Source organism: Desulfitobacterium sp. THU1, assembly GCF_038181555.1.
GTDB lineage: Bacteria > Bacillota > Desulfitobacteriia > Desulfitobacteriales > Desulfitobacteriaceae > Desulfitobacterium.
In genome coordinates this window covers 128,359-147,761 of record NZ_JBBWUA010000003.1, presented here as the reverse complement: position 1 = coordinate 147,761, position 19,403 = coordinate 128,359, and the positions used below count along the sequence as shown (strand labels likewise).

The following is a 19,403-nucleotide window of genomic DNA, read 5'->3' as shown; positions in this document are numbered from 1 at the left end:
TCACCATTACTCATTATAACATATAAGTATTCGCATATTTTTCAGAAATTTCTAGAATATATTTTTAAATTAATTGTGTCTATTAAGGAAATATAGTATAAATAATAGAGGGAGGCATGTGGATGAGAAACGACAGAAAAAACTTAACTAAAAAAATAACAATCATCCTCGCCTTGATTTGTTTTACAATAGGGGCCAGTACCAGCATTTATGCTCAGGATGATCCGCGGGTTTTATTCATTAGCTCTTATTCTCAGAACTATAATTCTGTTCCCGATCAGATAGCAGGAATTCATGAGGCACTGGATCCCCATCGGATTCTATTAGACATCGAATATATGGATACCAAACGGTTTGACACTCAAGAACATATCGATAACTTCTATGCCTCGTTGCAATATAAACTAAAGGTTCTGGATCCCTATGATGCCATCATCGTGGGCGATGATCAGGCACTTGAATTTGCCACGACCCATCAAAAAGATCTTTTTGATGAACTACCCATCATCTTTTTAGGGATTAATGATGTAAACCGTGCTGAAAAGGCTGCTCAGAATGAGTATATAACAGGTGTCATCGAAATTACCCCTTATAAAGAGAATATTGAACTGGCTTTGAAGTTTAATTCGAATGTCAAACGGGTCATCGGGATTTTGGACAACAGCATTACAGGAGCCGGTCATAAGGACCAGTTCTATGGTGCAGTAGGCTATTACCCGAGTCTTCGCTTTGAGGATATTAATACATCCGAATATACCTACGAAGAATTGGCGGAAATCTTTCAAGGGATACAAGATGACTCTATCATTTTGTATTTAGATATGCATCATGATAGGACTGGGGAATATAAGACCATCGAAGAAGCTGCGGCCTTTATTAGTGAGAATACCTATGTTCCGGTGTATCGGCCATCTATAGGTGGGGTAGGGCAAGGTATAGTAGGAGGAATCCAGATCTCCTATCAAGAGTCCGGAAAGATTGCTGGAGATATGGTTTTGCAGGTTTTAGCTGGAACGCCCATTGAGACAATTACCATGATTGATAAAAGCCCTTATTATCCAATTTTTGATTATCAAGTGCTGCAGAAATTTAACATGGATAAAGGCTTGGTCCCTCATGATGCGGTTCTTATAAATAAGGAAGTTAGCTACTTTGAGGAACATCTTTACTTTATCTTGGGCATCTTTGGAGTATTAATTGTTATGCTGATCATTAGTACTTTGCTGGGGCTGGATAATCTAAGACATCGATCCATGCAAAGGAAGCTGAAGGAAAGCAATGAAGAGCTTTCCGCTACATATGAAGAATTAGCGGCTACTGAAGAAGAGCTGCGTTTTCAATATCAGGTTATTGAAGAAAATGCCCGAAGGAATGAGCTCTTAAATCAGAAATACGAGCATGCTATCAATAGTACGAATAGTGTTGTTTGGGAAGTGAATCTACAGACTCGGAAGGTATATTTTTCTGAAAACATCAATAACCTATTCTCTTTACCTCTTCATTCCATGGGGAATATCGATCGGGTTATGAGAAGGTTTTTAACTGGTGACACGATACGAGGAATAGATGAGGAAATCCAAGCCTATCTTAGCAAAAAGAAGAACGAAATCAACCTTCAGGTTCCTCTTAGAGCTGGGAGCCTAACCAAATGGATTAAGATTCAAGGGAAAGCCATAAGTGGAGATCAAGAACAGTTACTACTGTATGGCATTTTAACTGATGTGACCGTAACGAAGCTGCAAGAAGAGTATATCGATCAGCTTGCTCACAATGATTATCTAACCGGCTTGCCAAATCGCATGTCCTTTATGAATAAATTGATGGAAGAAACCCAAAATGGGAATCCTTTAATCATCATCTTTATGGATATTGATAATTTCAAGGAAATTAACGATACCCTTGGCCATGTTTGGGGAGATAAGGTACTGCGCGCCGTAGCGCAAAGATTGTCCGAGAACGCTTGCCAAGGTATGTTTATCTCGCGGTTTGGCGGCGATGAGTTTCTGGTCCTAAGTAGCAACGGAGGTGGGAGTGTCGAGGGATGTATAAAGCATATCCGAGAAATCTTTGCCCAACCCATCCTTATCGATAACACTGAATTTAATATTAAGTTTAGTATAGGAATAACCCGTTTCCCAGAAGACAGTACGGATATTCATCAATTGATTATGAACGCTGATACGGCTTTATATCACGTGAAGAGAAACGGGAAAAACAATCATATGTTCTATAATCAAGAGATGCAAAAAGAGCTTCGCAATAAATCTGAGGTTGAAGGGATTCTCCGTAAATCCCTCCAAGAAGATGGCATCTATCTCCTCTATCAACCACAGGTTAATGTAAAGACGGGTGAAGTGGAGAGCTTTGAAGCATTAGCTCGATTGAAGAATCACGCGATTCCGCCCAATGTTTTCATTCGGATTGCTGAGGAGTCGGACTTGATTTGTCAGATTGGTAGAGCTGTGACCATAAAAGCCATCCAGCAGTTAGCAAGCTGGCGAGACAAGGGACATCCGAGAAAAAGGATCTCGATAAACTTTTCCAGCAAACAGATGCGAGATAAGGAATATCTTGCCTTCCTCGTTGAGACTCTTAAAGAATACAATCTTAATGGCCAGTATGTAGAACTAGAGATCACAGAAAGTATCTTATTGGAGGAAACAAATCTCACCCTAGAGTTTTTAGAGCAGGTAAAAAGCATGGGGATAAGTATCGCCTTGGACGACTTTGGCACAGGCTTCTCTTCAATCAATTATCTTACCTATATTCCGGTGGACAAGGTGAAATTAGATAAGACCCTGTGCGACAAGTTCCTAAACTCGGGTAATACGAAAGTTATCGATAGCATTATCGCTTTGGCTCATGGTCTTAACTTAGTGATTACTGCTGAGGGTATTGAAGAAGAATGGCAGTACGAGCGGTTGAAAGCTAGCGGTTGCGATATGATTCAAGGTTATCTCTTCAGCAAACCTCTAGAATCCGATCAAGCAGATCAAATCTATGACATAAACTTTTTTCAATTTGACTAAGCAAAAGCAAGTCGAGATGAGGATAGAGCATGAAAGATGTGACGGCAGCGATTATGTTCCGAGATAATCAAGTATTCATTGCCCGCCGAGCTCCTGGTGAGAAACATGCGGGAGGCTGGGAATTTCCGGGTGGCAAAGTAGAAGTAGGGGAATCTCCTGAAGAATGCTTAAGACGTGAGCTCCTAGAGGAGTTTGGGGTCGAGGTGGAGGTTAAAGAATTTGTAATGGAAAGTATCTACACCTACACTCAAGGGTCAATCCGCTTGTTAGCTTACATGGTCAATATCCTTAATGGTGAGCCTCAGCTTAGGGTTCATGATTGCTATGAATGGGTGAACACAGGTGAGCTTCTAGATTATAATTTGCTTCCGGCTGATGTGCCCATTGCCCATAAGTTGACTCAGATTAAACTTTGTAGGGCGGTTGACAGATAAGTTCTAGTATTGTAGACTTAACATAATTTCATATACACCTCACTTTTTGGGTGGGGTAGAGGCGCGATGTTTATTAGTCCTTTTTGGAACGGGAGCAGTGATGATACTAAGGAGAAGGAAATATCGCCGAAGCTAATAATACGCTCAGTATTGTCTGCTGGGTCTGCAGTGAATAACTGCAGGACTGTCTTAATAAACGTCCCAGTTTATTGAGTTGTGCTATCTCGACGGGGGAAATGAGGGGTATTTAAGCAACATGTTTTTTGCGACCTGAGCTCCGCCTCAGGTCTCATTTATTTTTGTCAACAAATTATTAAAAGAAGGATGTAAGAAGGAGAGGGTTCATCAATGAAGAGAAAATTATCATTATTGGTTGCAGTAGTCTTATCGACTATGCTGCTAGCTACAGGTTGTGGCGCCAGTAGCGATCAAAAAGCTGGGGACACTAAGGCCCCTGCGGGTTCAGAAAAGGGAGTATTCAGAGTAGGTCTTGAAGCAGGCTATGCTCCTTTTAACTGGACACAAATGGATGCTGCTAATGGTGGGGTGAAAATTGATGGTAGCGCTGAATATGCTGGTGGCTACGATGTGGAAATCGCCAAAAGAATTGCTGAAGGCTTAGGCAAAGAGCTGGTCATCGTTAAAACCGAATGGGATGGGCTTGTGCCATCATTAACCTCGAATAAAATAGATGCTATTATTGCGGGGATGTCTCCCACCGCGGATCGCAAAGAAACTATCGACTTCTCCGATATCTATTATCAATCAGATCTTATTATGGTCGTTAAGAGTGGCAGTCCTTTTGAGAATGCTAAATCAATTCAAGATTTTAAAGGTGCTAAAATCACTGCCCAGCTCAACACCTTCCACTATAGTGTTATTGACCAAATCAATGGTGTCGTTAAAGAAACAGCCATGGATAACTTCCCAGCTATGCGAGTAGCTTTAGAATCCGGCATGATTGATGGATATGTTTCAGAGCGTCCCGAAGGAGTTAGTGCTCAAGCAGCCAATAGCAACTTTAAAATGGTAGAGTTCACAGAAGGGTTCCAAACCTCGGCTGAAGATACAGCTATTGCTGTAGGAGTCGCTAAAGGAAGCGAGCTCACAGTAAAAATAAATGAAATCTTAAAGGGTATCTCTGAAGATGATCGGATCAAGATCATGGATGAAGCTATTAAGAATCAGCCCGCAGCAAACTAAGCATAATTTCTAAATATTTTTGTGCTACTGCGAATAATACGTTATAAAACCGGCTACATTTCATGCAGTCGGTTTTATACTTTGCTAATTATGATTTGGATCTGACACCCCGTTTTTTGAGGCTCATAGTATTTAAGGAGGAAAATAATGAGTTTAGAGTGGATTATCCGAATATTATCCGAGAATTGGCCTATGTTCCTTCGTGGAGCGGGTATTACTCTCTTGATCTCCATTACAGGAACATTAATCGGGTCGGCCATTGGCCTGATTATCGGTGTTATTCGAACGATACCTAGTCCGGAACGAGGACTTAAGCGAATACTTCTTAAAGTAGTCAACGGAATTTTAGGTTTTTATATTGAATTTTTCCGAGGCACGCCAATGATCGTGCAAGCGATGGTTATCTATTATGGATCTGCCTTGGCTTTTGATATTCATATGAATAAGTTATTTGCGGCAATCTTCATCGTTTCGATTAATACAGGGGCCTATATGTCGGAGATTGTACGGGGCGGAATTATATCTATTGATAAAGGACAATTTGAAGCAGCTCATGCCATCGGTATGAATCACTTTCAGACGATGTTCAACGTGGTCTTACCTCAGGTGATTCGCAATATTCTTCCGGCTACCGGGAATGAATTTGTAATCAACATTAAAGACACCTCAGTTCTTAACGTAATCGCCGTCACAGAGCTTTATTTCCAAACGAAGTCCATTGCCGGCAACAATTTTAGATACTTTGAATCTTTCTTAGTAGCCTGTGTTATTTACTTTATCATGACCTTTACAGTTACCCGTATTCTCCGTTACATTGAAAGAAGAATGGATGGACCGGAAAGCTACATTATGAATCAAATGCAGGTGGAAACACCTGAAGATATGCTACGGCGTACTCAAAATAATAAGTGAGGAAGGAGGGGTAACCATGGAAAAAGTTATTGAAATACAACATTTAAGCAAATCCTTCGGTGCCAATGAGGTGTTAAAGGACATCGATTTTTCAGTAGACAAGGGAGAAGTGGTTTGCATCATTGGCTCCTCCGGCTCGGGTAAATCGACCCTGCTACGCTGCATTAACCTCCTAGAGAAACCCAGCGGTGGTCAAATCATCTACAAAGGGGAAAACATTCTGGATGACCAACACGATATCTATAAATACCGTCAAAAGTTAGGGATGGTCTTCCAGCAATTCAATCTCTTTAATAACCACAATGTATTGAGCAATTGCATGGTTGGGCAAATCAAATTATTGAAGCGCACCAAGGCTGAGGCCGAAGAAGTAGCAATGAAATACCTCAGAGTTGTGGGCATGGATCAATATATCAATGCTAAACCCAAACAATTGTCCGGAGGCCAAAAGCAAAGGGTCGCCATTGCTCGTGCTCTCTCCATGGAGCCGGACGTCATGCTGTTCGACGAACCTACTTCCGCTTTGGACCCCGAGATGGTCGGGGAAGTATTGAAGGTTATGAAGGAACTGGCTGATTCGGGACTGACCATGTTGGTGGTTACCCATGAAATGGGCTTTGCTAAGGAAGTCTCAGACAGAGTCGTTTTTATGGATAAAGGGGTCATCGCCGAAGAAGGATCTCCTGAGCAAATTTTTAATCGCCCTACACAAGAGCGTACGCGAGAGTTTCTAAAACGCACCTTAAATTCTTAAGGTTTAGGCACGTCATATTAGCGTTAGATTCTTCATTTGGTCCTTCACTTAATTCAAAGGGGTCACGATTCAAGCCTTTGATTGCGTAAATAAAACGACCTAGGATGGTATAATTCACCTTCCTAGGTCATTTTGCATTCCTCTAAAGCCACTTTGAATTGTGTCTCATAGAGCTCCTTATAGACCCCTTTCCGGTCCACTAAATCTTCATGACGTCCTTGCTGGACGATTTCTCCATCCAGGAGCACAATGATTTCATCCACGGCCATAATGGTAGAGAGGCGATGGGCGATAATGACACTGGTTCTCCCCTTGAGAATGGGCTCAATGGCTTCCTGTATATGGGACTCACTGATGGAATCCAAGGAAGAGGTCGCTTCATCCATAATCAAGACCTTAGGATTTTTTAAGAGTACTCTGGCAATCGAGAGCCGTTGTTTTTCACCGCCGGATAGTTTTAAGCCACGATTGCCGACCAACGTATCAAAGCCCTCAGGAAGGGTCTGGATAAAATCATAGATATTGGCTTCCTGGCATACTCTGATCAAATCCTCTTCTTCCGCCAATTCGTTGGCATAGAGAAGATTCTCGCGAATGGTTCCATTAAAAAGATAGGTGTCCTGGGAAACCATACCAATATTTTGGCGAAGGAAGGTCAGATCCAGATCTCGGATATCCTGTCCATCGAGGAGCACCTTGCCTGCTGTTGCATCGTACAAACGAGGAATTAAATTGACTAAGGTGGATTTTCCGGTTCCGGAAGGCCCCACAATGGCCACCGACTTGCCCTTTTCTATGGTTATGTTCACATCTTTTAAGACAGGTTTGCCGTCATAATCAAAGGAGACATGGTCAAAGATAATTTTCCCAGTACAGCTCTTGGGGATGATTGCGGTTGGGCTGTTTTTGATCTCGGCTGGGATATCAAAATACTCAAAGATACGCGAAAATAGGGCCAGGGAGCGAATGACATCGACTTGAATCGTCAGGAGGACACCCACCGGGCGATAAAGTCGACCCAAGAGGGCTACAACGACCGTGATATCCCCAACGGTTAGGCCTGAGCCCATCTTAATCATCAGAAAGCCGCCAGTCAGATAGATAATCATCGGTCCCATATTGATAAAGGTGTCAAAGATGACCCGAAAGGACTTACCAACGAGAATCTCGCGAATACTGAGGTGAGTAATTGCTCGGTTGATCATTTCAAATTTCTCATATTCTTTTTTTTCACGGGTAAACAACTTAACTAATAGTTGTCCACTGACACTTAAGGTCTCATTAAAAAGTTGGTTGGAGGCATCGCTGTGCTCTTGCTTGGCCATGGTGATGGACCAGCGGCGATTACCCACCTGATGGGTGGGTAGGATGAAAAGGGGGACAATGATGACACTAACTAGGGCGAGAATCCAGTTTTTTTGGAAAAGGGCGACTAAGGTCGTGATGAGAATAATCGAGTTGCTGACAATCTGTGTCAAAGTTCCCACAATAACGTTCTGAATGCCGTTGATGTCTGTGGTCATGCGCGTGATGATTTCCCCTTGATTGTTGTTGGTAAAGAAACGGTGGGACATTTTTTGCAGATGATCATACATCTGATTTTTCATATCATAGATGATGTTTTGGGCTACCCAAGTCGTGAGATAGCTTTCCAAAACATTAATCATATTGGCAATGACCAAAACGATAAAGGAAAGAAGAATCAATTGTATAAGTAGATTAAAATCTTTTCCAATCAATCCATCATCAATAATTCGACCGGATAATAATGGTGGCAAGAGACCAAGGATGGAAGAGGCTATAATGGCGACGAAAACTAAGGCGAGTCTCGGCCAGTAGGGAAGTAGGTAGCTAAAGATCCGCCGAAGGAAGGCTTTAGTCACCTTAGGACGGTCGCGCTTTTCTTCATCTGTAAGGGGGGTATGTAAGCTTCGCCCAAGGGATTTGCCGGTCCGCATAGAATCCTCCTCGCAAGGTTATATTTAGAGTATCCGCATCATTGTCCTATTGCCATTATAGAGGATTCCATTCTGGATGTCACATTGCAAAAAAGGGATTGCAAAAGCGGTATTGTAAAAGCTCTGCAGAAGGTAGAGGTTGCCAGAAAAATGTTGAAAATCTATGGTTAGATGATATAATAGTTGACAATATGGCGTTTCCATCGGGGAGTAGTTAGCATAGCAGTGCTTTGTGGCAAGTCAACATAATGACTTTCGAGTCTGGCTTGTCTCATAGAAAACCCGACCTCGCCAGCCCCAAATTGATGCATCTCAGAAGGTGGAGTCGCTGGTTGCACATGACCAGGGGGAAAGTATGCAACGCCGTTATGCTTTCCGACAGTATAATAAAACGAGACTCATGGGTAGTTTTAATTAGAGCTACCCATGAGTCTTGTTTTGGCTAGATGAATACAAGGCAGTTAGGAGTATGTTGAATGGGAAATATTGAATTGTTCATCATTGCCATCGGGCTTTCTATGGATGCTTTTGCTGTAGCTATCAGCAAAGGCTTATCCATGCGACGGATGAACTATAAAACAGCATTAATTACGGGGGCCTTTTTCGGAGGCTTTCAGGCATTAATGCCTTTGCTTGGATTTATGCTTGGAACTCGGTTTGAGTCTTATATTACCTCAATTGATCACTGGATCGCCTTTATTCTCCTTTCCATTATTGGTTTCAACATGATCAAGGAATCCCGTGGCCCCTGTGAAGTGATCGAGGACCGGTTTAATCTGAAGGATATGGTGGTGTTATCGCTTGCCACGAGTATTGATGCCCTAGCCATCGGTGTAACCTTTGCCTTTTTGCGAGTGGACATTCTTCCGGCTGTATCTATGATTGGGGTGATTACCTTCATTTTTTCCTTCCTCGGGGTTAAGATCGGCAATGTCTTTGGAGAGTGCTATAAATCCAGGGCGGAATTCTTTGGTGGCATCATCCTCATTCTGATGGGTATTAAAATTCTTCTAGAGCACCTGGGCTTTATGGGCTGATAACCTGCAAGAATTGTAATATGAGAATATTAAGTTTTATGTTATAATTAAAAAAACTAATTTCATGATGTCCAACCTACTTTGGTTGATCATTATGAATTAGATAATTTAGAATTAATTGAATAAAAATGGAGGGATAATCACATGAATGCCTTAGAATTTGCTGTCAAAATGGAACTTGAAGGAGAGCAATATTACAGAGAGCAAGCTGAAATCAACAAAGGAAACAGCTTACATAAAGTTTTTTTGATGCTGGCTGACGATGAGAAAATACATGCGAAGCTGTTGGAAAAGAAAGCTAAGCAATTAGATTATGCCCTAGAACCTAATGAGACTTTGGCCACGGCCAATCACGTCTTTAGCGATAAGGATAGCGTTAGAAACGAAATCAAAGCGTCGCCCAGTCAGATTGATGTTTATCGAGCAGCTTTAGATAATGAAAAGGAAAGCATTGATCTTTATCAAAAATACGCTGCAGAAGCATCAGATGACGAGACGAAAGACTTTTTCAACTACCTAATCCAACAGGAAAAGGAACACTATAGCATCATCGATGAAATAGTCATGTTACTTAGCCATTCGGAGGAGTGGGTGGAAGACGCTGAGTTTGGAGTAAGAAAAGACTATTAGAAAGAGTTAAGTTTAGGAAACCGGAACCGCGCATTTGCCACAAAGCAAATACGCGGTTTTTGTTTCCTAATAATTGCGGTAATCAGGATTTTGGTGCTATGATAGTAGAAATACAGCGATATGAAGAGAAGAGGCGATCTCGATGATTTCTCTAGCAATGAGAGAACAAGTCAAAAGCAGCTCAATTATTCGTGCAATGTTTGAAGAAGGAAAACGCTTAGCGGCGATTCATGGTACTGAAAATGTTTATGATTTTAGTCTGGGTAATCCCAGCGTGGAACCACCGAATGAAGTGAAAGAGGCGATCTTCGAAATTATCAATGAAGAGAACTCTATGGCTGTTCATGGTTATATGAATAATTCGGGGTTTGAGGACGTGAGAGAGGCTATTGCGGATTCTTTGAATCGACGATTCGCTACACAATTTTCATCTGAAAATATTTTGATGACTGTCGGAGCAGCAGGTGGTTTAAATGTAATTATTAAAACCCTTCTAAACCCAGGTGATGAGGTTATTACCTTTGCACCTTTTTTTGGTGAATACCGCAATTATGTGCAAAACCATCAAGGCCAGCTCCTTGTTGTCTCACCAAATACTAAGGATTTTCAGCCCAATCTCGAGGAGTTTAAGGAAAAGATTAACCCAAAGACCAAAGCGGTCCTCATTAATTCTCCTAACAATCCGACCGGGGTAGTGTATTCGGAAGAGACGATCATACGCCTCGCAGATATTCTTCGCGAAAAGCAACATGAATATGGGTCAGAGATTTATCTGATTGCAGATGAACCTTATCGTGAGCTTGCCTATGACCAGGTAGAAGTGCCCTATCTTACTAAGTATTATGAGAACACCATCGTCGGTTATTCCTTTAGCAAATCCCTATCTTTACCCGGTGAGCGGGTTGGTTATTTAGTGATTCCAACCCAAGCAGCAGATTTTAACAACCTAATCAGTGGGGCTAATATTGCGAATCGGATCCTCGGGTTTGTCAATGCACCATCTCTCTTTCAAAGGGTCATTGCGAAGTGCCTCAATGCTCAAGTGAACATTGAAAGCTATAATCAGAACCGGGAACTTCTGTATAATGGATTAGTATCTTTCGGCTATGAATGTATCAAGCCGGAAGGGGCTTTCTACCTTTTTATTAAGACACCATTGGAAAACGATGTTGAATTTTGCAATCTCGCAAAGCAAAAAAATATTCTGATCGTACCGGGTAGCGCGTTTTCTTGCCCGGGGTATGCTAGAATTGCTTATTGCGTACCTTACGCGACCATTGAAAGGGCCTTGCCCGGCTTTAAATCTTTAATAAGTGACATGAAGGGACAGAAATAAGTAACATTTTCGAACGGGAAGTCCATATAAAGCCATTTCAATTGCTACCGGTGAAAACTACCCTGATGCCTTAACGGGTGCTGTCTTGGCGGCGAAGAATAATATCCCTCTTATCCTTGTTAGAGTTAATAGTGCGAAGGAGAATGTGACTGAGTACCTTAATGCTCTTTCCCTTGATAAAGCATTTATTTTTGGCGGGCTGGGAGTTGTTTCAGATCATGTAATCAGGGAGTAAGATGCACTAGCGTGAAATAATAGTACGATATCAATAGCGTGATATTATTAACGTGATATAAGTAGAAAAGAGTGAAGTAAGATCCCCCGAATTCGACCATTCTGGTCCTAAATCGGGGGATTTTTGTATAATAATTTTTAATTATGAAGGAAAAGAGAATAATTTGACGAATTCAGTAAAGGTTCGTTAAAATGCTCACAACCAAACAAAATAGTGGGGGTAAAAATGATTAAAATTGTTGCGGACTCGACTTGTGATTTATCCGATGAAGTGCTTAAAAAATATAATATCGATATTGCTCCTCTCACCATAAATATTGGCGATAAGGATTATCGAGATCGCATTGATATTTCCCCAGATGAATTCTATGGCATGATTGAGGGCCTTGATACCGAACCCAAAACCGCTATGCCGAGCCCGACCGAATATTTAAAGTTTTTTAACCAAGCCATTCAGGACGGTCATACATCGATCCTCTGCATCTGTATGTCTAGCGGGACAAGTGGGGCTTATCAGTCGGCTGTTCTAGCTCGTTCTTACTTTGTTGAAGAACACCCGGCTTATGCTGAGGTCATCCATGTTGTAGATTCTAAGTGTATGAGTCACGGTAGTGGCTGGCTTATTCTCAAGAGTGCCAAAATGAGGGCAGCCGGTGCCAGCTTTGAAGAAATTGTCGAATTTATCGAAAGCAAAAAAACCTACGTAAAGCATTACCTGTCCGTGGATGATCTTGATCATTTAATACGGAGTGGTAGGTTGAGCAATGCCAGTGCTTTCGTAGGTAAGTTGTTGAAGCTCAAGCCAATTATGACCATGAAAAATGGGAAAGGTTCCATCGTAGCCAAAGAACGTGGTCGTAAAAGAGTCCTCGAACACTATGTTTCGGAGTATATAAGGAGAAACGATCCAGATAACACTGACTTTATGATTATCGGCTATACCTCGGATATAACCTATGCAGAAAATCTTAAGCTTAAGCTTGAGAAGGATACGGATTTTCAAGGTGATATTTATATCATGCAAATGGGAGTTGCCGTAGGGACCCATGTAGGCCTAGGTGCACTTTCGATGTTCTTTATGGAAAAAGGAAAACAAAGGGATAATATCTTAATCAATGAAGTTCACGGGCTGGCTGAATTGAAAAATCATTTATTGCGGAAGTGACATGAGAACCCAGACAGAAAAATGTCTGGGTTTTAAAATACCTTTATATTGATAAGTATTATTAAGAAGGAATATGGAGTTCTGTGGAGAATAAAGAATATTTAGAACATTTTTTAGTTATTTAGATTATTTATTTAGATAACTGGAGTGAAAGCATAAAGTGGGGAGGTGCCCTATGAATAAGGTGCTCGACTGGCCTAGTAAAGAGGGAAGAGGTATTGTCATAATCCTTGTCATCATCACTCTGCTCTGGGGTGTTGTACCTTCCTCGGGCTTTGCTGTCCAGGAACCAGTGAACATACTTATTTTGAACTCTTATCATCAAGGATTACAGTGGACGGATGATCAGACAGAAGGGATTTTGAAAAAACTGCATGGTTCAAGCAAACAGATTGTTTATGTTGAATATATTGACTGGAAAAGGTACCCTACAGATGATCATCTTGATAACCTATTCACTAACTATAAGACAAAATATGCAGATAAGGAAATTGATATGCTTTTAACCACCGACGATATTGCTTTGGAATATGCCCTTAAGCATCGGGAAGAGATTTTTTCCAATGCACCGATTGTTTTCAGTGGTGTTTTAAAAAGTAGCGCTGATAAACTATTGCAGGGTCAAGATAGAGTGACAGGTGTCTATGAAAGTCTTGATTCAGAAGGGACCCTTAAACTTGCCTTACAGCTTAATCCGCAATTGATGAATGTTTATATAGTCCATGACCTATCGGAAAGCGGGAGGGCTAGCGGCGATGATGTGATGAAGACCGTCCAAGCGTTGAATTCTTACCAAGGGAAAAATCTAGTAGCATACAGCTTAAGTGCCTTGAGCATCGATGAAATCACTCAAAAGGTAGCGACCCTCGAAAAAGACAGCATTGTTTTGATTGGCTCCTATAGTATCGATAGAGATGGCGGCATTTTCTCACCGGAAACCGCAGCAAGGCAAATTAGTGAAAGTAGCAGTGTTCCGGTCTATTCCCTTTATGAGTTTCTTCTGGATAGCGGAGTCATAGGGGGTAGTCTTGTTAGCGGTCTGCTCCAAGGAGAATATGCTGGTGAGCAGGCTTTAAGGGTTTTAGCTGGTGAAAAGATCGCTGACTTACCGATTTTTGAAGAAGAAACCTTTGTAAAAGGGCTGAATTACAACGAATTAGAGCGTTTTGCTATTCCAAAGTATTTGATTCCTAAAGATAGCATCGTGATTAATAAACCCTTCTCGTTTATGGATACCTATAGAATTTTGGTCTATACCACAAGTGCGGTCTTTATGGTGCTCGTTTTCTTGATCGGGGTGCTTTTAGCTAATGTTCGAAGTCGTAAAAGGGTGGAAAAAAGCTTACGCGCTTCAAACGAAGAAATTTCCGCAATGCATGAAGAACTTACAGCTACCGAGGAAGAACTTCGAAACCACTTCGATGAGTTAGTTAATCATCAGCACCAATTAAAAAAGACTCAAGAGCTCTATCAATTGGTGCTAGATGCGGCAATCGATACTATTTGGGATTGGGATTTGATCTCTGATAAGCGAGTTTTCGCTTCTAGTACCCTTGATGTCCTGGGATATTATGGAGAGGAAATTCAAAGGATAGAGCACTGGATCTCCCTCATTCACCCAGAGGATCTACCGTCCTTTCACCAAAACTTAACAGAGCATCTTACTCTGAAAACCCCAAGATATTTCAGCGATTATCGCATAAAGGATAAAAGCGGGGCCTATAAATGGATCCGCTCCTTTGGCAAAGCGATGTTTGACGAAAGTGGAAAACCCTATCGAATGGTAGGCTCCCATCGTGATGTTTCAATTCTTAAGGAGCAAGAATTAAAGATAGAGCATTTAGCTTATCGTGATTCTCTCACGGGGCTACCCAATCGGGCTAAAATACAAGAGATTATTGAGCGCGAGATAGAAATTGCCCATAAGAATGGGACAAAGTTGGCAATTTTATTTCTGGATGTTGATAATTTCAAAATGATTAATGATTCCTTTGGACATCCCATAGGGGATCGGCTTTTGGTCACAATTAGTCATTGCTTGTCTCAAATTGTCGAGAACAATGTTGTGAGCAGGTTAGCTGGAGATGAGTTTCTAATTTTGATTCGCAATATTTCCGACAAACAGGAAGCCATACAATTTGCTAATAAGATAATGGCAAAATTCGAAAAGGCCCTTAGTGTCGAAAACCAATTGTGTTATGTTTCGGCTAGTATCGGCATTTCCTATTACCCTGATGATGGGGACGACTATGAAGGATTATTAATCAATGCGGATACAGCTATGCATAAAGCAAAGGAAATAGGCAAGCGTCAGATTGTGGTTTTTGATCTGGAAATGAAGAGGGCTGTAGCTGAGAAAGCCGAAATCCAGAACAATTTACGCAAAGCAATTGTTAATAATGAATTTATACTTCATTATCAGCCCCAAGTAGATCCTTTTACAGGAAGAGTCCTTGGCTTAGAAGCGTTAATTCGCTGGCAGAAGGATGATATACTCATTCCCCCCAATAAGTTCATAAGTATCGCTGAAGAAACAGGGTTGATTGTGCCGATGGGGGACTGGGTGCTTCAGCAGGCATGCGTTTTCCTTAGAAAGATGCATGACATGGGCCATCGTGAATTAACAATGGCTGTCAATATTTCTGCTCTGCAATTGCAAGAGGAGAAATTTGTGGAAAATGTCCTCCAGGTTCTACGGAAAAATGGTCTTGAGCCAAGCCGCTTAGAACTGGAGATTACTGAGACCATGCTTATAGAATTTTTAGACGAAAAAATCCTCAATGTCTTAGACAGTCTTAAAGAAAATCGCATCAAAATATCCTTGGATGATTTTGGCCTAGGATATTCTTCGCTAAATTACATCAAGCAACTTCCTATATCAACCTTAAAAGTGGATAAATCATTTATTGATGATATCCATGATACTCAAGATCGTAAAAATCTAACAGGCTTGATTGTGACCTTAGCGCACCAACTGGGCTTGAAAGTTGTTGCCGAGGGCGTCGAAAGGCCAGAGCAAAAAGAATACTTGATGAGGTATAAATGCGATGCTATACAGGGATATTTAACAAGTAAGCCCTTGCCCGAAGAGCAAGTGATTGATTTACTAAAAGATCATCTTTAAGCCTAATCATAATAGAGAAAATCGTTTCTAATAAATGACCAATTGATTTCTCTTGTTTGGCGATTGATTATTTCACCGAATTGATCGGAGAATTCTTGGAGCCTGCATTCAAGAGGGGGATAGGACAAGGAGCTATTGGGATTTATTTCATAGCAGTATTTAGCGTGAATGCAATTCGGAATATTAACTAAGTCTAAGATCTGCTTTGTTAGATAAACACACTCTCCGTAGCCACCACCTATGAGGTGCACTTTGGATCCTTGGCAAGAGTCCAGATAACTCTTAAAGGCCGGTGGAAGGTACTCTAGTAGATATCCTTCAAAATTCTCGTGAGGACGGCATTGATAATTCGGTATATGGCTTGGTTCTAAGAGCACGAGTAAGCCGTCATGAAAGGGCATTGTGCAGTGATGCTTCAGTAGCTCGTGTTTAATCTCAGCACTATCAAGGCCCTCCTCATTGAGTAGCCGATGAGCCAAATCTGAGCAGTATTGCTTAAAAATAGGCTGAATGGATAGAGATTGATCGATAAAGGTAGGGATAAATTCGCCTAGATAACTATCTTCGAAGATATCTATGAGTAGGGTAATATCTTCGAAAGAGTGCTTGGCGAGAAATCGCTTTACTTTCAAAAGATAATTAAAGTTATAGAAGTGAGAGTAGGATTTTTGAATATCAACTAGCAATAACCGATGTTTATAACGGTGGATTATCGACATAGCTATCACCTACTAATTTAGTTCTATTCCTCACTTATAGTATACATTAATTCTTGTGTGAAAACTCTATTTTGGATAAAAAGGATGAATATTACATAAATAATGGGGGCATCGCTGACTACTTAATAGAAGTAGTATTGCGACACCCCCATACAGGTTTCTTTAGGAGCTTCTTCTCGTGAGAAGCTTCAATATTTCCCTAACAATGAGGGGGATAATGGCTAAGCCAAGGACGATACCCCAGTCTCTTAGGGAGAGCATTTGCAGCTTGAAAGCGCTGGAGAGGAAGGGGACAGAAATAACCATAAGCTGTAGCAATAAGCCGACGATGATCGCTAAAATGAGGTATTTGTTGGAGAAGATGCCTAATTTAAAGATGGACTTGGTAGCACTTCTCATGGATAAGGAATAAAAGAGTTGCGAGGCGGCTAGAACGACAAAGGCCATGGTACGGGAATAGGTGAGGACATGCTCAGGAATAGTAGCGGAGCCTAAAGTATAGCCATATTCACGGAGACCCACATAGAAAGCCACAAGTGTCAAGGTACCGATGAGAATACCGCCGATAACAGCTCTTAGGGCGGCCCCATGGGCGAAGAAACTCTCTTTAGGGTCACGAGGTTTTTGTTTCATAACATCTTTATCCCCGGGGTCCACCCCTAAGGCGATAGCCGGCAGGGTGTCGGTAATTAAGTTAATCCATAGGAGTTGGGTGGGCATGAGGGGAATTGGCCAGAAGAAGAGAACCGAAAAGAAGATGGCCACAATCTCGCCCAGATTACAGGAAAGAAGGAAGATAACGGCTTTCTTAATGTTATTATAGATATTACGGCCTTCTTCGATAGCATGGACAATGGTCGTGAAGTTATCATCGGTTAAGATCATATCGGCGGCGCCCTTGGATACATCAGTACCTGTAATCCCCATGGCTACTCCGATATCGGCATTCTTAAGAGAGGGGGCATCGTTGACACCGTCTCCGGTCATGGAAACGATATTGCCTTGGGATTTGTAGGCTTTGACGATCTTTACCTTATGTTCAGGAGACACTCGAGCAAAGACCCTCAGTTCACCCACGCGTTGAGCAAACTGCTCATCAGATAATTCGTCGATCTCAGCACCGGTCATGCTCTGTGCCAAGGAATCGGCAATGCCTAATTCTTTTGCAATCGCCACAGCAGTATTTTTGTGGTCGCCGGTGATCATCACCGGTGTGATGCCTGCGAATTTGGCATCGTGGATAGAGCCCTTAACTTCTAGACGAGGAGGGTCAATCATTCCCACCATACCAAGGACGGTGAGATCGTGCTCCATTTCCTCGGGGTTGATGATATGGTCCACATCTTTATAAGCGGCACCGAGAACGCGCAGGGCGTTATCGGACATCTCTTCGGCAATTCTGAGATACTCGTTTTTCATAGCTTCGGTAAGGGGAACCACTTGATTATTCACCAAAGCTGTGGTGGCAAGGTTGAGGATATTGTCAATAGCTCCTTTTGTGTGAACGCGATAGCCCTCATCTTCTTCATTGAGGGTGGACATCAGCTTACGATCGGAATCGAAGGGATTTTCGCCTACCCGTTTATGTTCGGCATTGAGGGTCTTTTTGGTTAGGTTAAAACGATTCCCTAGGACGATAAGAGCGATTTCCGTAGGGTCTCCCGTCCCTTGACCATGCTCGTATGTGGCATCGGAGCAGAGAACAAAGGTTTTCATTAACTCTTTTTCTTGGATGTCTGCATCCAGATCTGAGCCTTCGCGGGGAAGCTCTTTCATATTTTCAAGGGTGTAAAACTTAACCACGGTCATCTGGTTTTGGGTGAGGGTTCCGGTTTTATCGGAACAGATGATGTTCACAGATCCCAGTGTCTCTACTGCAGGAAGCTTTTTCACGATAGCATTGATTTTAGACATCCGAGTAACACCAAGAGCTAAGACAATGGCTACGATGGCAGGCAGACCCTCGGGAATGGCCGCTACGGCTAGGCTGATGGCGGTCAGAAACATTTCAAAAAGATCACGTTTTTGGAAGAAGGCGATGACAAAAATCAGTACACAAATACCTATGGCGAGATAACCCAGTATTTTACCCAGCTCTTCCATTCTTTTTTGCAGAGGTGTCATTTCATCGATTTCTTCATCGAGAATTTTTGCGATCTTACCGATCTCAGTTTCCATAGCTGTGCCGACAACTACCCCTTCACCGCGCCCATAGGTAGCCAAGGTTGACATGAAGGCCATGTTGACTTGATCACCAAGCGGGGTCTTGGGGTCGTCGAGGATTTTTTGGGCCTCTTTTTCGGTGGGAACGGATTCACCGGTTAGAGCAGACTCTTCAATCTGAAGGTTGGCACTTTCAATCAGGCGCAGATCCGCAGGGATAAATCGTCCCGCATCAATGATAACAATGTCCCCGGGAACAAGTTCTTCGGAGTTAATTTCCTTTACTTCTTCATCCCGGCGAACAAGAGTTTTTGGCGTGGTCAATTGTTGCAACGCTTCGATGGCCTTTTCAGCTTTAAACTCTTGAAAAACACCAATCGCTGCATTCAGGAGAACTACGAGGAGAATGATAATTGCATCGACATATTCGCCTATAAACAGGGTGATTATGGCAGCTACTAGAAGTACATAGATCAGCATATCTTTCATTTGAGCAAAGAAAAGAGAAATTAAGCTTGTTTTAGGTTTCCCCTTTAGTTTATTAGCACCATATTGTTCTAATCGTGCTTGGACTTCTTGAGTCGAGAGCCCTGTGCGTGGATTAACATTGAGCTCTCGCAGAACACCTTCCTGAGGTTTACTAAACCACATAAGAGGATCACGCTCCTTTATTTTTGTTAAAAGCAATTGTCAACTAGGAGTGGG

14 protein-coding genes and 1 riboswitch are annotated in these 19,403 nt (G+C 41.9%); of the genes, 11 read left to right on the top strand and 3 right to left on the bottom strand.

From position 1 onward, the window contains the following. Positions 1-122 precede the first annotated feature (122 nt). The 5 genes from AAC978_RS04460 (at position 123) to AAC978_RS04440 (ending at position 6,332) form a co-directional block, all read left to right on the top strand. Positions 123-3,029 carry an ABC transporter substrate binding protein gene (locus tag AAC978_RS04460; RefSeq protein ID WP_341546808.1) on the top strand — a complete coding sequence of 969 codons (2,907 nt, stop codon included), beginning with the start codon at positions 123-125 and terminating at the stop codon, positions 3,027-3,029. A 29-nt stretch (positions 3,030-3,058) separates the two neighbouring features. Next, the gene (locus tag AAC978_RS04455) at positions 3,059-3,463 is read left to right on the top strand and encodes a (deoxy)nucleoside triphosphate pyrophosphohydrolase (RefSeq protein ID WP_341546807.1); all 405 of its coding nucleotides are present in this window, start codon (positions 3,059-3,061) and stop codon (positions 3,461-3,463) included. A gap of 48 nt (positions 3,464-3,511) precedes the next feature. Further along, positions 3,512-3,693, top strand: a riboswitch (Lysine riboswitch). Positions 3,694-3,811: 118 nt separating this feature from the next. Continuing rightward, complete coding sequence (locus AAC978_RS04450) at positions 3,812-4,666, top strand: transporter substrate-binding domain-containing protein (RefSeq protein WP_341546806.1); 855 nt, start codon at positions 3,812-3,814, stop codon at positions 4,664-4,666. A gap of 147 nt (positions 4,667-4,813) precedes the next feature. Next, the gene (locus tag AAC978_RS04445) at positions 4,814-5,578 is read left to right on the top strand and encodes an amino acid ABC transporter permease (RefSeq protein ID WP_341546805.1); all 765 of its coding nucleotides are present in this window, start codon (positions 4,814-4,816) and stop codon (positions 5,576-5,578) included. Between the two features lie 16 nt (positions 5,579-5,594). Then, on the top strand, positions 5,595-6,332 hold the full coding sequence (locus AAC978_RS04440; RefSeq protein ID WP_341546804.1) for an amino acid ABC transporter ATP-binding protein: 738 nt from the start codon (positions 5,595-5,597) through the stop codon (positions 6,330-6,332). Positions 6,333-6,454: 122 nt separating this feature from the next. Here AAC978_RS04440 and AAC978_RS04435 read toward each other — a convergent pair whose 3' ends face one another. Continuing rightward, positions 6,455-8,290 carry an ABC transporter ATP-binding protein gene (locus tag AAC978_RS04435; protein WP_341546803.1) on the bottom strand — a complete coding sequence of 612 codons (1,836 nt, stop codon included), beginning with the start codon at positions 8,288-8,290 and terminating at the stop codon, positions 6,455-6,457. Between the two features lie 476 nt (positions 8,291-8,766). On the opposite strand from AAC978_RS04435, the gene AAC978_RS04430 reads away from it, so the two are divergent. The 6 genes from AAC978_RS04430 to AAC978_RS04405 all read left to right on the top strand — a co-directional run bounded on the left by AAC978_RS04430 (position 8,767) and on the right by AAC978_RS04405 (position 15,816). Next, on the top strand, positions 8,767-9,327 hold the full coding sequence (locus AAC978_RS04430) for a manganese efflux pump MntP (RefSeq protein ID WP_341546802.1): 561 nt from the start codon (positions 8,767-8,769) through the stop codon (positions 9,325-9,327). A gap of 144 nt (positions 9,328-9,471) precedes the next feature. Continuing rightward, a complete protein-coding gene (locus AAC978_RS04425; RefSeq protein WP_341546801.1) occupies positions 9,472-9,957 on the top strand; it encodes a ferritin-like domain-containing protein in 486 nt (161 codons plus the stop codon). 142 nt (positions 9,958-10,099) lie between these two features. After that, positions 10,100-11,293: a pyridoxal phosphate-dependent aminotransferase gene (locus AAC978_RS04420; protein ID WP_341546800.1), complete on the top strand. Its 1,194-nt coding sequence runs from the start codon at positions 10,100-10,102 to the stop codon at positions 11,291-11,293. An 85-nt stretch (positions 11,294-11,378) separates the two neighbouring features. Beyond that, the gene (locus AAC978_RS04415) at positions 11,379-11,528 is read left to right on the top strand and encodes a cell wall-binding repeat-containing protein (RefSeq protein ID WP_445900281.1); all 150 of its coding nucleotides are present in this window, start codon (positions 11,379-11,381) and stop codon (positions 11,526-11,528) included. A 225-nt stretch (positions 11,529-11,753) separates the two neighbouring features. Further along, positions 11,754-12,692: a DegV family protein gene (locus tag AAC978_RS04410; protein WP_341546799.1), complete on the top strand. Its 939-nt coding sequence runs from the start codon at positions 11,754-11,756 to the stop codon at positions 12,690-12,692. 175 nt (positions 12,693-12,867) lie between these two features. Further along, positions 12,868-15,816 (top strand): ABC transporter substrate binding protein, encoded by a 2,949-nt coding sequence (locus AAC978_RS04405; RefSeq protein ID WP_341546798.1) that lies wholly within the window; start codon positions 12,868-12,870, stop codon positions 15,814-15,816. 2 nt (positions 15,817-15,818) lie between these two features. On the opposite strand, the gene AAC978_RS04400 is transcribed toward AAC978_RS04405, so the two are convergent. Then, complete coding sequence (locus tag AAC978_RS04400) at positions 15,819-16,448, bottom strand: hypothetical protein (RefSeq protein ID WP_341546797.1); 630 nt, start codon at positions 16,446-16,448, stop codon at positions 15,819-15,821. A 249-nt stretch (positions 16,449-16,697) separates the two neighbouring features. Then, positions 16,698-19,349: a cation-translocating P-type ATPase gene (locus AAC978_RS04395; RefSeq protein WP_341546796.1), complete on the bottom strand. Its 2,652-nt coding sequence runs from the start codon at positions 19,347-19,349 to the stop codon at positions 16,698-16,700. Positions 19,350-19,403 lie beyond the last annotated feature (54 nt).